12 protein-coding genes are annotated in these 12,682 nt (G+C 62.0%); 11 read left to right on the top strand and 1 reads right to left on the bottom strand.

Going from position 1 to position 12,682, the window contains the following annotated elements:
* The 4 genes from AC1DJO_RS00355 to AC1DJO_RS00340 all read left to right on the top strand — a co-directional run bounded on the left by AC1DJO_RS00355 (position 1) and on the right by AC1DJO_RS00340 (position 3,413).
* On the top strand, positions 1-1,107 hold the full coding sequence (locus AC1DJO_RS00355) for a branched-chain amino acid ABC transporter substrate-binding protein (RefSeq protein ID WP_112515680.1): 1,107 nt from the start codon (positions 1-3) through the stop codon (positions 1,105-1,107).
* Positions 1,108-1,237: 130 nt separating this feature from the next.
* Positions 1,238-2,935: an adenine deaminase gene (gene ade / locus AC1DJO_RS00350; RefSeq protein ID WP_477968367.1), complete on the top strand. Its 1,698-nt coding sequence runs from the start codon at positions 1,238-1,240 to the stop codon at positions 2,933-2,935.
* A gap of 3 nt (positions 2,936-2,938) precedes the next feature.
* Positions 2,939-3,184: a DUF4160 domain-containing protein gene (locus tag AC1DJO_RS00345; RefSeq protein ID WP_477968365.1), complete on the top strand. Its 246-nt coding sequence runs from the start codon at positions 2,939-2,941 to the stop codon at positions 3,182-3,184.
* The gene (locus AC1DJO_RS00340) at positions 3,165-3,413 is read left to right on the top strand and encodes a DUF2442 domain-containing protein (RefSeq protein ID WP_477949319.1); all 249 of its coding nucleotides are present in this window, start codon (positions 3,165-3,167) and stop codon (positions 3,411-3,413) included. The genes AC1DJO_RS00345 and AC1DJO_RS00340 overlap by 20 nt, the downstream gene beginning before the upstream one ends.
* On the opposite strand, the gene bglA is transcribed toward AC1DJO_RS00340, so the two are convergent.
* Positions 3,414-5,054, bottom strand: coding sequence for a beta-galactosidase BglA (gene bglA, locus AC1DJO_RS00335; RefSeq protein WP_477968363.1), 1,641 nt, complete (start codon positions 5,052-5,054; stop codon positions 3,414-3,416). It abuts the gene before it with no gap.
* Positions 5,055-5,590: 536 nt separating this feature from the next.
* On the opposite strand from bglA, the gene AC1DJO_RS00330 reads away from it, so the two are divergent.
* From AC1DJO_RS00330 to AC1DJO_RS00300, 7 genes are all read left to right on the top strand, one after another.
* A complete protein-coding gene (locus AC1DJO_RS00330; RefSeq protein ID WP_112515670.1) occupies positions 5,591-7,171 on the top strand; it encodes a peptide ABC transporter substrate-binding protein in 1,581 nt (526 codons plus the stop codon).
* A gap of 48 nt (positions 7,172-7,219) precedes the next feature.
* Positions 7,220-8,143: an ABC transporter permease subunit gene (locus AC1DJO_RS00325; protein WP_112515669.1), complete on the top strand. Its 924-nt coding sequence runs from the start codon at positions 7,220-7,222 to the stop codon at positions 8,141-8,143.
* On the top strand, positions 8,140-9,057 hold the full coding sequence (locus tag AC1DJO_RS00320) for an ABC transporter permease subunit (protein WP_112386176.1): 918 nt from the start codon (positions 8,140-8,142) through the stop codon (positions 9,055-9,057). Before AC1DJO_RS00325 ends, AC1DJO_RS00320 begins: the two co-directional genes overlap by 4 nt.
* Position 9,058: 1 nt before the next feature.
* The gene (locus tag AC1DJO_RS00315) at positions 9,059-10,051 is read left to right on the top strand and encodes an ABC transporter ATP-binding protein (protein ID WP_477968361.1); all 993 of its coding nucleotides are present in this window, start codon (positions 9,059-9,061) and stop codon (positions 10,049-10,051) included.
* The gene (locus AC1DJO_RS00310; RefSeq protein WP_477968359.1) at positions 10,044-11,027 is read left to right on the top strand and encodes an ABC transporter ATP-binding protein; all 984 of its coding nucleotides are present in this window, start codon (positions 10,044-10,046) and stop codon (positions 11,025-11,027) included. The genes AC1DJO_RS00315 and AC1DJO_RS00310 overlap by 8 nt, the downstream gene beginning before the upstream one ends.
* A 151-nt stretch (positions 11,028-11,178) precedes the next feature.
* Positions 11,179-11,526, top strand: coding sequence for a hypothetical protein (locus AC1DJO_RS00305; RefSeq protein ID WP_112386173.1), 348 nt, complete (start codon positions 11,179-11,181; stop codon positions 11,524-11,526).
* 126 nt (positions 11,527-11,652) lie between these two features.
* On the top strand, positions 11,653-12,564 hold the full coding sequence (locus tag AC1DJO_RS00300) for a sugar kinase (protein WP_477968357.1): 912 nt from the start codon (positions 11,653-11,655) through the stop codon (positions 12,562-12,564).
* Positions 12,565-12,682: the final 118 nt, after the last annotated feature.

The following is a 12,682-nucleotide window of genomic DNA, read 5'->3' as shown; positions in this document are numbered from 1 at the left end:
ATGAGTCTGAAGACTTTGACTGGCGCGACGATGCTCGCATCGCTGGCTTTTGCACCGCTTGCCCATGCCGATATCACCATCGGCCTCATCGCGCCCCTCACCGGCCCGGTTGCCGCTTACGGCGATCAGGTGAAGAACGGCGCGCAGACCGCTGTCGACGAGATCAACAAGAACGGCGGCATTCTCGGCGAGAAGGTCATCCTCAAGACCGCTGACGACGCCGGCGAACCGAAGCAGGGCGTTTCCGCCGCCAACCAGCTGGTCGGCGAAGGCATCAAGTTCGTCGTTGGCCCGGTCACCTCGGGCGTTGCCATCCCGGCATCCGACGTGCTGGCTGAAAACGGCGTGCTGATGGTCACCCCGACGGCAACTTCTCCTGATCTGACGAACCGCGGCCTGACCAACGTCCTGCGCACCTGCGGCCGTGACGACCAGCAGGCTGGCGTTGCTGCCGAATATGCCCTGAAGCATTTCAAGGACAAGCGTATCGCCATCATCAACGACAAGGGCGCTTACGGTAAGGGTCTCACCGACAACTTCAAGGCAACCCTGAACGCCGGTGGCGTCAAGGAAGTCATCGACGACGCCGTCACGCCTGGCGACAAGGACTTCTCGGCACTCACCACCCGCCTGAAGGCCGAAAAGGTCGACGTCGTCTATTTCGGCGGCTACCACCCGGAAGGCGGCCTGCTCGCCCGCCAGCTCGCCGACCTCTCGGTCAAGGCGACGATCATCGGCGGTGACGGCCTGTCGAACAACGAATTCTGGAACATCGGTACCGAAGCCGCTGCCGGCACGATCTTCACCAACGCCTCTGACGCCACCAAGAGCCCGGACTCCAAGGCCGCTGCTGCAGCGCTCGCCGCCAAGAAGATCCCAGCCGAAGCCTTCACGCTGAACGCCTATGCCGCCGTCGAAGTCATCAAGGCCGGCATCGAGAAGGCCAAGAGCGCCGAAGACGCGGAAGCCGTCGCAGCAGCCCTGAAGGGCGGCGAAGCGATCCCGACCGCTATCGGCAAGCTGACCTACGGCGAAACCGGCGACCTCTCCTCGAAGAGCTTCGAGCTCTACAAGTGGGAAGCTGGCAAGGCCGTTCCGGTCGAATAAGGCGCTCTGCCATCGCATTTCTGCCGGGCGCCTTGTGCGCCCGGTTTTCGTTTGGGGCGCAGCCTGCCACATATCGCATTGTGCAACACAGTTCGGCTATAACGGTGGCACGAAGCAATTGGGGACGCGCATGACCAGCAAGCTCGAACGCCATATCGACCAGGGCACCGGCCGCGTGCCCGCTGACATCGTCCTCAAGGGCGGGCGGTTCTTCGATCTGGTGACCGGCGAACTCGTGGCCTCCGACATCGCGATATCCGGCGACCGGATCGTCGGCACCTGCGCCGATTATCAGGGTGCCACCGAGATCGATATATCAGGGAAGATCGTCGTTCCTGGATTCATCGACACGCATCTCCATATCGAATCCTCGCTCGTGACCCCGCATGAATTCGACCGCTGCGTCCTGCCCTACGGCGTCACCACGGTGATCTGCGATCCGCATGAGATTGCCAACGTCATCGGCGAAGACGGCATCCGTTTCTTCCTCGAGTCTGCGCAGGAGACGATCATGGACATCCGCGTCCAGCTCTCCTCCTGCGTTCCGGCGACGCATCTGGAGACGGCGGGCGCCGACCTGCCGATCGAAAAGCTCTTGCCCTTCCGCGATCATCCGAAAGTCATCGGCCTTGCCGAATTCATGAATTTCCCAGGCGTGATCCACAAGGATCCGGTCTGCCTCGCCAAGCTCGAAGCCTTTCAGGGCGGCCATATCGATGGCCACGCGCCGCTGCTGCGCGGCACCAATCTGAACGGCTACCTCTCGGCCGGCATCCGCACCGAGCACGAATGCACCACTGCCGAGGAAGCGCTCGAAAAGATCCGCAAGGGCATGCACATTCTGGTGCGCGAAGGATCGGTGTCGAAGGACCTTCACGCGCTGATGCCCATCATCACCGAGCGCCTATCGCCTTTTCTGGCGCTCTGCACCGACGACCGCAATCCTCTCGATATCGCCGAGCAGGGCCATCTCGACTACATGATCCGCACGGCGATCGCCTCGGGCGTCGAGCCGCTGGCAATCTATCGCGCCGCCTCGATCTCGGCTGCCCGCGCCTTCGGCCTGAGGGATCGGGGCCTCGTCGCCCCCGGCTGGCGCGCCGATCTCGTGGTCATCGACAGCCTCGAAAGCTGCAAGGCCGAAATGGTCTTCTCCGCCGGCCGCCGCGTCACCGCAGAACTCTTCGCCACCCGCAAACCCGTCGCCCCCGTCGGCCTCGACAGTGTCAAGGCGCGGCCCGTCCAGGCGATGCATTTCGGCGTGCCTGTCGCCGAAGGTGAAACGCCTGTGATCGGCGTCATGCCCGGCAAGATCATCACCGAGCACCACCGCTACCGCCTGCCGGTCAAGGGCAACCAGACCGATCTCGATCTCGAAAACGACATCATCAAGGTCGCCGTCATCGAGCGCCACGGCAAGAACGGCAACCACGCCAACGGCTTCGTCCAGGGTTTTGGGCTGAAGAAAGGGGCGATCGCCTCCACCGTCGGCCATGACAGCCACAATATCTGCGTCGTCGGCGTCAACGAGGACGACATGGCGCTCGCCGCCAACCGGCTCGGTGACATCAAGGGCGGCTTTGTCGTCGTCGAAGACGGAAAGGTGACAGGCGAGATCCCGCTCCCCGTCGCCGGCCTGATGAGCCTCGAACCCTACGAGACAGTCCGCGACACGCTGCATCACCTGAGAAAGGCGGCCTATGCCCTTGGAACGACTCTCGAAGAGCCCTTCCTCCAGGTCGCCTTCCTGCCGCTCCCGGTGATCCCGCACCTGAAGATTTCGGATATGGGGATGGTGGATGTTGACCGGTTCATGCTGATCGGGTGAGCGATGCCTGTCGTTTTCAGATTCGGAAACCTGAAGTTCTTCTTCTATTCAAACGAAGGCAATCCGCGCGAGCCCATCCACATCCATATCCGCGGCCCCAGCGGCGAAGCGAAGATCTGGCTGGAACCGGCCATCGGCATCGCCGCGAGCAGAGGCTTCAATCGCAGCGAGCTTGCTGATATCATTCGGGAAGTCGCAAAGAACCAATCGGCGATCGAAAGAGCGTGGCATGAGCATTTCAGCAACTGAAGTCAGCTTCGATGAAAACACCATGTGGGTCGTGCTCGATGATGGCCGCACACTCGGTGTACCGCTCGCTTGGTTTCCGCGCCTGCTTTCCGCAACAACCGAACAGCGCGCCGCCGTCGAGATCAGTCCGATGGGTCTCCATTGGGACGAACTCGACGAAGACATATCGATCGAGGGACTGATTGCCGGGCGTGGTGACCAGACAATCAAGCGCCCCTCCGCGGCGTGATCAGCCCAACTCTCCACAATAACCGCTCAGTGGCGCAAGCCTGATCGCCCCGCCTGACACTTCGCCCTTCAGCCCCGGCACAGCAAGCCCCCCAGCGACCTTCATCCCCGCAGGCAATTTAAACTCTGCCGCCTCGCGTGTCAGATTGAAGACGAATAGCAGCTTCTCTCCACCCTTCGTCCGTGTGAACGCCAGCAGGTCCTGATTGGTACCGATGAATTCCATGTCGCCGTCGATGAGCGCCGGATGCTGTTTGCGGAATGCCAGCGTTTCCCGGTAATGCGAAAGCACCGAAGCCGCATCCGTTTCCTGCGTATCGACCGATAGCGCTGCCTGCTCGTAGGGCACCGGCAACCAGCTCTTCTCCGCGCCGGTGAACCCGGCATGCGCCTTGGCCGCCTCCCAGGGCATCGGCGTGCGGCATCCGTCGCGGCCCTTGAAGGCCGGCCAGAAGCGGATGCCGTAGGGATCGCGCAGGTCTTCGAAGGCGAGCTCGGCTTCGGGAAGGCCGAGTTCCTCGCCCTGGTAGAGGCAGATCGAGCCGCGCAGCGCCGCCAGCACCGAAATCGCCAGCTTGGCGATGACGGGGCGTTCGGCTTCGGTCTTTGCGAAACGGCTGACATGGCGGTTGACGTCGTGGTTGGAGAAGGCCCAGCAGACCCATCCGTTCGCCACCATGCGCTGGAACGTATCAACGCATTTGCGGATATGGGCAGCGGTGAAATCGGGGCCGAGCAGGTCGAACGTGTAGCACATATGCAACTTGTCGCCGCCGCTGACATAGGCGGCCACCGTCTTCAGCGAACGCGCGCCGTCGCCGACCTCGCCGACTGTCGTCCGGTCCTCATACTGGTCGAGCAGCGCCCGGAAGCGCTTGAGGAAATCGACATTCTCGGACTGCGTCTTGTCGTAGAGATGGTTCTGCATGCCGTAGGGATTGCTGTCGGGCGCATCGAGCCCCGCATCGCTCTCGTCGGGTTCGTGCGGAGGGTTATCGCGCAGCAGCTTGTCGCAGAAATAGTAGTTCACCGTATCCAGGCGGAAGCCATCGACGCCGCGGTCGAGCCAGAATTTCACGGTCTTCAGCACCGCGTCCTGAACCTCCTTGTTGTGGAAGTTCAGATCGGGCTGCGAGGTCAGGAAGTTGTGCTGGTAATATTGGCGGCGCACGCCATCCCATTCCCAGCCCGGCCCGCCGAAGATCGACAGCCAGTTGTTCGGTGCCGTGCCGTCCCGTTTCGGATCGGCCCAGACATACCAGTCGGCCTTCGGATTATCGCGGCTTGCGCGGCTCTCGACGAACCAGGGATGCTGGTCCGAGGTGTGGGAGATCACCTGGTCGATTATCACCTTGATGCCATGCGCATGCGCGGCCTTCATCATCTCGTCGAAATCGTCGAGCGTGCCGAAGATCGGATCGACGTCGCAATAATCGGAAACGTCGTAGCCCATATCGGCCATCGGTGACTTGAAGAAGGGCGAGAGCCAGATGGCATCGACGCCGAGGCTGGCAATATACGGCAACCGGCGCGTGATTCCCTTCAGGTCGCCCAGACCGTCGCTGTTCGTATCCTGAAAAGAGCGTGGATAGACCTGATAGATCACCGCGCCCCGCCACCAGTCCGCCGACTTCACCGCCATGAATGCACTCTCCGAATGGTTCGTTCGCGCACAGACTAGAGCCTTTCTTGGTTCTATTGAAGCATTCTGTTGGCTCAAACGGAGTCGGATGGTCGACCGGCTGGCGCGCGTCGTAGCCACATCTACGGCCAAGCCAGCCGGTCGATCAGGCGGCCCGTTTCAGCCAACCCGAAGGGCCGGGCATCTTTCCGCCAGGATCAAAGGCGATCGGCTCGACCGTACCTTTGGGTATGCCCTCGCCAATCGCCTTTGCCCTGACGAAAACCTGCTCCGGCAGAATGCTTCAATAGAACCAAGAAAGGCTCTAAAGCCCGGAAAACAAAAAACAACTGCGTTAACAGCCTATTCTGGGGTGGACGCGGAAAGGCAAATTCGTGCCGCATATAGGCTTGTCCACACCCAGGACGACCCCTTCGCAAGGGGGGTTGCAACGCCAAACCTTTGCGATAAGGTGCGCGTTGACCTGCACGTAACAGGTCAAAACCGGGAACAAATGACTAAAAACAGGCGACAAAGCCTGGAAAGGTGGCCCAACCATGAACCATATAACGAAAAAAATTCTAGCTTCCGCAATGTTTGGCACATTGCTGGCTTTCTCGGCCCACGCGGCCACGATCAACATCCACAATGGCGGCGACCCGACGTCGCTCGATCCGCAGAAACTGTCAGGCGACTGGGAAAACCGCATCGCCGGCGACATTTTCGAAGGTCTCGTCACGGAAGACGCCAAGGACAATCCGATTCCCGGCCAGGCCGAGAGCTGGAAAGTGTCCGATGACGGCAAGGTCTACACCTTCAAGCTTCGCGACGGCATCAAGTGGTCCGATGGCCAGCCGGTAACGGCCGGAGACTTCGTCTTCGCCTTCCAGCGCCTCGTCGACCCGAAGAACGCCGCCGATTATGCCTACCTGCAGTTCACCATCAAGAACGCGGAAAAGATCAACAAGGGCGAGATCGCCGATCTCAACCAGCTCGGCGTCAAGGCTGTCGATGACAAGACGCTCGAGATCACGCTCGAAAATCCGACCCCTTATTTCATCAACGCGCTGATGCACTACACCGCCTATCCGCTGCCGAAGCATGTGGTGGAAGCCAAGGGCGCCGACTGGGTGAAGATCGGCAACATCGTCACCAACGGCCCCTATAAGCCGACCGAATGGGTTCCGGGCTCGCACGTCACCACCGTCAAGAACGACCAGTATTACGGCGCCAAGGACGTGAAGATCGACGGTGCCAAGTTCTTCGTTCTCGAAGACCAGGAAGCGGCGCTGAAGCGCTACCGCGCCGGCGAATTCGACATCCTCACCGACTTCCCGACCGACCAGTACGAGTGGATGAAGAAGAACCTGCCGGGCCAGGCGCATGTCGCGCCGTTCTCCGGTCTCTACTACTACGTCATCAATTCGCAGAAGCCGCCCTTCAGCGACAAGCGCGTCCGCCAGGCCCTGTCCATGGCGATCAACCGCGAAGTCATCGGCCCGCAGATCCTCGGCACCGGCGAACTGCCGGCCTATTCCTGGGTCCCGCCAGGCACGGCGAATTACGGCGATCCGGCTTATGTCTCCTGGAAGGACCTGCCCTACAAGGACAAGGTCGAGGAAGCCAAGAAGCTGCTCAAGGAAGCAGGCTTCGGTCCTGATCACCCGCTGACGGCCGAGCTCAAGTACAACACCAACGACAACCACAAGCGCATCGCCGTGGCGATCGCCTCGATGTGGAAGCCGCTGGGCGTCAATGTCGAGCTCGTCAATGCCGAAACCAAGGTGCATTACGACCAGCTGCAGCGCGGCGAAGTGCAGATCGGCCGTGCCGGCTGGCTCGCCGACTACAACGACCCCGACAACTTCCTGAACCTGCTCGTCACGGGCGTCCAGATGAACTATGGCCGCTGGTCCAACCCGGAATACGACAAGCTGATCAAGGACGGCAACGCCCAGACCGATCTGACCAAGCGCGCCGAAATGTTCAAGAAGGCCGAGCAGATCGCGCTGGATGATTCCGCCGCGCTGCCGATCTACTATTACGTATCCAAGAACGTCGTTTCGCCCAAGATCGAGGGCTTCGTCGACAACGTCCAGGACATCCACCGCACCCGCTGGCTGTCGATGAAAGAGTAAAGGAAAACGGCCCTTTCCGCCCCGCGCGGAAAGGGCCGGTCCACGATCATGATCAAATATGCACTCCGTCGATTGCTGTCGACGATCCCGGTTCTGTGGATCGCCGTCACAGCCTGCTTTTTCGTTTTGCGCCTTGCCCCCGGCGGCCCCTTCGATGGCGAAAGGCCATTGCCGCCGGTGATCCTGAAGAACCTGGCTGTCCACTACAATCTGGATAAGCCGCTCATCCAGCAGTACCTCATCTATGTGGGTGATCTGCTGAGAGGCGATCTCGGCCCGTCATTTGCCAGCGAAGACTTCACCGTCGCGCAGCAGATCATGATCGGCCTGCCCTATACCTTCACGATCGGCACAGCCGCTTTCCTGCTCGCCATCATCATCGGCGTCTTCGTCGGCTGTCTTGGGGCGCTCTATCAGAACAAGACGCCGGATTACATTCTGGGCGCGCTGATCCTGGTGGGCGTCGTGCTGCCGAACTTCCTGATCGCGCCGATCCTGCAGCTGGTCTTCGGCATCCATCTCGCCTGGCTTCCGGTCGGCGGCTGGGGTGACGGCTCGCTGAAATATCTGGTGCTGCCCGTCGTCGTGCTGGCGCTGCCGCATGCGGGCCGTATCTCGCGCATCACCCGCGGATCGATGATCGAGGTGATGGGCCAGAACTATATCCGCACCGCCAAGGCCAAGGGCATCGGCCCGCGTCTGACGGTCATGCGCCATGCGCTGAAGCCCGCCATGATGCCCGTCGTCTCCTATCTCGGCCCGGCGGCCAGTTATCTTCTCACCGGCTCGCTGGTTGTCGAAAGCGTCTTCGGACTGCCCGGCATCGGCCGCTATTTCATCAACGCAGCGCTGAACCGCGATTACGGCATGGTTCTCGGCACGGTCATCTTCTACATGGTGCTGATCGTCTTTTTGAACCTTCTCGTCGATATCGCCTATGCGTGGCTCGATCCGAAAGTGAGAAACCGATGATCCTCAATCCTGCCAAACGCGAGTTGCTGGCAGCCGAGCTACTGGAGGCCGAAGGCCTGGCGCCGGAAGGCCGCTCGCTCACCAAGGACGCGCTCCGGCGCCTGTCGCGCAACAAGGCCGCAGTCGTCTCGATCGTCGTCCTCGTGCTCCTGGTTCTCGTCGCCTTCATCGGCCCGTGGTTCATCCCCTATAACTACGAGGATCCGGACTGGGCCGCCTTCCGCATCCCGCCCTCCTTCGAAACCGGCCACTATTTCGGCACCGACCCGAACGGCCGCGACCTGCTGGCCCGCGTGCTGTACGGCACCCGCATCTCGCTCGCCGTCGCCTTCACCGCAACGCTGGTCTCGGTGGTCATCGGCGTGCTCTACGGCGCCATCTCCGGCTATATCGGCGGACGGCTGGATTCCATCATGATGCGCTTCGTCGACATCATGTACGCCTTCCCCTACATCCTCTTCGTCATCCTCTTGATGGTGATCTTCGGCCGCAACGTCTATCTGCTCTTTGCAGCGATCGGCGCGCTCGAATGGCTGACCATGGCTCGCATCGTTCGCGGCCAGACGCTGTCGATCAAGCACCGTGAGTTCATCGAGGCCGCACGCGCCTCCGGCCAGCGGCCGCTCAAGATCATCATCAAGCACATCATCCCGAACCTGATCGGCCCTGTCGTGATCTTCGCAGCACTGACCGTGCCTGAGATCATCGCCACGGAGAGCTTCCTCTCCTATCTCGGCTTCGGCGTGCAGGAACCGCTGACCTCGCTCGGCACGCTGATCGCCGAAGGCACGGATGCCATGGAAAGCATGCCCTGGCTGCTGATCTTCCCGGCCGGTTTCCTTGTCGCCCTGCTGCTCAGCCTGCTGTTCATCGGCGACGGCCTGCGCGACGCGTTCGACCCGAAGGATCGCTGACATGACCGAAAACCTTCTGGAACTCAAAGACTACTCGATCACCTTCGAGACCTCGGACGGCCAGGTAAAGGCCGTCTCCAACATGAACCTGTCGATCAAGCGCGGCGAGCGCGTCGCCATCGTCGGTGAATCCGGCTCCGGCAAGAGCCAGACCTTCCTCGGCGTCATGGGCCTGCTTGCCAAGAACGGCAGAACATCGGGCCAGGCGCTGCTTGAAGGACGCGACGTGCTGTCGCTGAAGCCGAAAGAGCTCGACCAGGTGCGCGGCAAGGACATGGCCATGGTCTTCCAGGACCCGATGACCGCCTTGAATCCGTCTCTCAGGATTTCCCGGCAACTGACGGAACAGCTTGAGGTTCACCGCGGCTTCACGGCGCGCGCCGCCTCCGCCGAAGCCCTCGACATGCTGAAGCGGGTCGGTATCCCTGATCCCACGAGGCGCTTCAATCTTTACCCGCACGAGCTCTCCGGCGGCATGCGCCAGCGCATCGTCATCGCCATGGCGCTCCTGACCAAGCCGAAACTCCTGATCGCCGACGAACCGACGACGGCGCTCGATGTCACCATCCAGGCGCAGATCCTCGATCTGTTCAACGACCTAACCTCGGAGATGAACACGGCACTGGTGATGATCACCCACGATCTCGGTGTCGTTGCCGGCCTCGCAGACCGCGTCGCCGTCATGTATGCCGGGCGCATCGTCGAAGAAGCGCCGGTCGACGAGCTCTTCGACAATCCGGCGCATCCCTACACGGCAGCGCTTCATGCCTCGATCCCGCGCCCGGATCAGGATGTCGATGAACTCGTCGTCATCCCCGGACGGCCGCCGAACCTGCAGCACCTGCCGAAGGGCTGCAATTTCTCGCCCCGCTGTTCGCAGGTTCAGGACGATTGCATCGATCGCCCGCCAACGCTCGAGACGCTGGCGCCCCGCCACTGTGCCGCCTGCTACCATCCCTTCCCGCGCCGCGAGGAGCTTCTGATCCATGGCTGACCGTTCCCTGCTCCGGGTCGAGAACCTGACGACCCAGTTCGAACTGCCCGCCAAGGGCTTCTTCAAGCCGCCGGTCATGCTGACAGCGGTCAACAATGTGAGCTTCGACCTCAAGGAAGGCCGCACCCTCGGCATCGTCGGCGAGTCCGGCTGCGGCAAGTCCACGCTCGGCCGCTCGATCCTGCGGCTGCTGACCTCGCAGAAGGGCCGCATCCTCTGGCAGGGCCGCAACCTGCTCGATCTCCCCGACGAGGAGATGCGGGCCGCACGCCGCGACATGCAGATCATCTTCCAGGATCCGATCGCATCGCTCGATCCGCGCATGACGGTCGGCGACATCATCGCCGAACCGTTGACGGTCTTCGAGCCGAAGCTGTCGAGAGCAGAGCGGCTGGAGCGCGTCCGCGACATCATGAATGCCGTCGGCCTCGTACCCGAAATGATCAACCGCTACCCGCACGAATTCTCGGGCGGCCAGGCGCAGCGTATCGGCATTGCCCGCGCCGTCGTGACCAAGCCGAAGCTGATCATCTGCGACGAGCCGGTTTCGGCGCTCGACGTGTCGATCCAAGGGCAGGTGATCACCCTGCTCAGAAAGCTGCGCAAGGAATTCGGCCTGACGCTGATCTTCATCAGCCATGACCTTTCGGTCGTGCGGCTGATTTCGGATGACGTGCTGGTGCTCTATCTCGGCAAGGTGGTCGAGGCAGGCGATTGCGCGACGGTGTTCGAAAACCCCGCTCACCCCTATACGCAGGCGCTCTTCTCGGCAGCCCCGATCCCGGATCCGAAGCTTGCACGGCAGCGCACCCGCATCCGTCTGCAGGGCGATCCGCCCTCGCCGCTCAACCCGCCGAAGGGCTGCGTCTTCTCGCCCCGCTGCTGGAAGGCGACCGACATCTGTCGCACCGAAATGCCGCCGACGGAGCAGGTCCGCCCCGGGCAATCGGCGGCCTGCTATCACATGGATCGCTGATCTCAGATCCGCCCTGGCGACTGACGCGCGCAACACGCGGACAGCTCCAGCGCTTGCCCCGGAGCGGAACAAATGACGCTCCGGGGCAGTTTCCCCTCTCGTAAAACACATGTTCCGGGTCTTGGTAGGGCTCCGAATGGAGGAAAGAATAATGCTGAAATTGATCTCGAATGCCGGTCTTGCTCTGGCACTCACCCTGGGCAGCGTCGCGCTGCCCGTAAGCTTTGCGCAGGCGCAGGACGTGCAGTTCCGCATTGGTCCTGATGGCGTGCGCATTTACGATCGTGACCGCGACAGGGATCGCTACGGTGACCGCGATCGCGATTTCCGCCGCGGCTGCAGCCCGCGCGAAGCCGTGATGGCCGCCCGCGATGCGGGCCTGCGCCGCGCCGAAGTCGTCCGCGTCACCGACCGCAGTGTCACCGTTCGCGGCTGGACGCGCGGTGGTCCGGACCGGATCATTTTCGCCAATCGCCGTGGCTGCCCGGAAATCGGCTAAGCTTCAAAAACCGCGTTTCGAAAACAGACGGCCCGCCCAAAGCGGGCCGTTTGCGCGTCCTGTGCGCTTGCCACCCGAAGCCTCTGCGCGTAAGCAGCAGACGCTTAGGAATTCCGGGAGGCTGATTTGAGCGGACGCTTTCTTTCGATCGGTGAATGCATGGTGGAGCTGTCGCAGGCTGGTGAAGGCCTGCTGCGAAAGGGCTTTGCTGGCGACACGCTGAACACGGCCTGGTATGCCCGCGCCTGCATGCCCGCCTCCTGGACCGTCGATTACTTCACCGCCCTCGGCGACGACGCCATGTCCGATGAGATGGCCGCCTTCTTCGAGAGCCACGGCATCGGCACGGGCCATATTCGCCGCATCAAGGGCAAGGCGCCCGGCCTCTACATGATCAATCTCAGGAACGGCGAACGCTCGTTCAGCTATTGGCGCGACAGCTCCGCCGCCAGGCAGCTGGCCGCCGACCCCGACCGCCTGCGCGAGGCGGTGGAAGCCTCCGACGTCATCTATTTCTCCGGCATCACGCTGGCCATCCTACCGCGCGAGGATACCGACACGCTGCTGGCCGAAACTCGCCGCGCCAAGGCATCCGGCAAAACAGTGGTCTTCGATCCGAACATCCGCCCGCGGCTCTGGTCGAGCTATGACGTCATGCACACGGTCATCAGCGAAGGCGCCCGCGCCTCGACGCTCGTCATGCCGAGCTTCGACGACGAAGCCTCGCATTTCGGCGACGATTCGATCGAGGCGACCATCCACCGCTACCGCGCGCTTGGCGCCCAGAACATCGTCGTCAAGAACGGGGCTGATGGCGCCACGCTGGATTTCGAAGGCAAGCGCGCCATGGTTCCGGCCGAAAAGGTCGAGACCGTCGTCGATACGACCAGCGCCGGCGACAGCTTCAACGGTTCCTTCCTGGCGAAATACCTGGAGACCAAAGACGCCGAGACAAGCGCCCGCTTCGCCGCCAAGGTCGCAGCCCGCGTCGTCAGCGAACACGGCGCACTGGTCGCCAGGGACAAGCTCGGGCTCTGAGCCCGGCTCTCCAAGCGCTCTGTAATAAATCCATCACGGAAAGCCTTCAAAATAAGGCATGCGGGAATCGCTCCATATGTGGAGCAAGCCTGCCTGGGGTCGTGTCCGCCGAAGCCGG

Source organism: Rhizobium sp. 05N430 (genome assembly GCF_056396985.1).
This window is presented reverse-complemented; position numbering and strand designations above follow the sequence as displayed.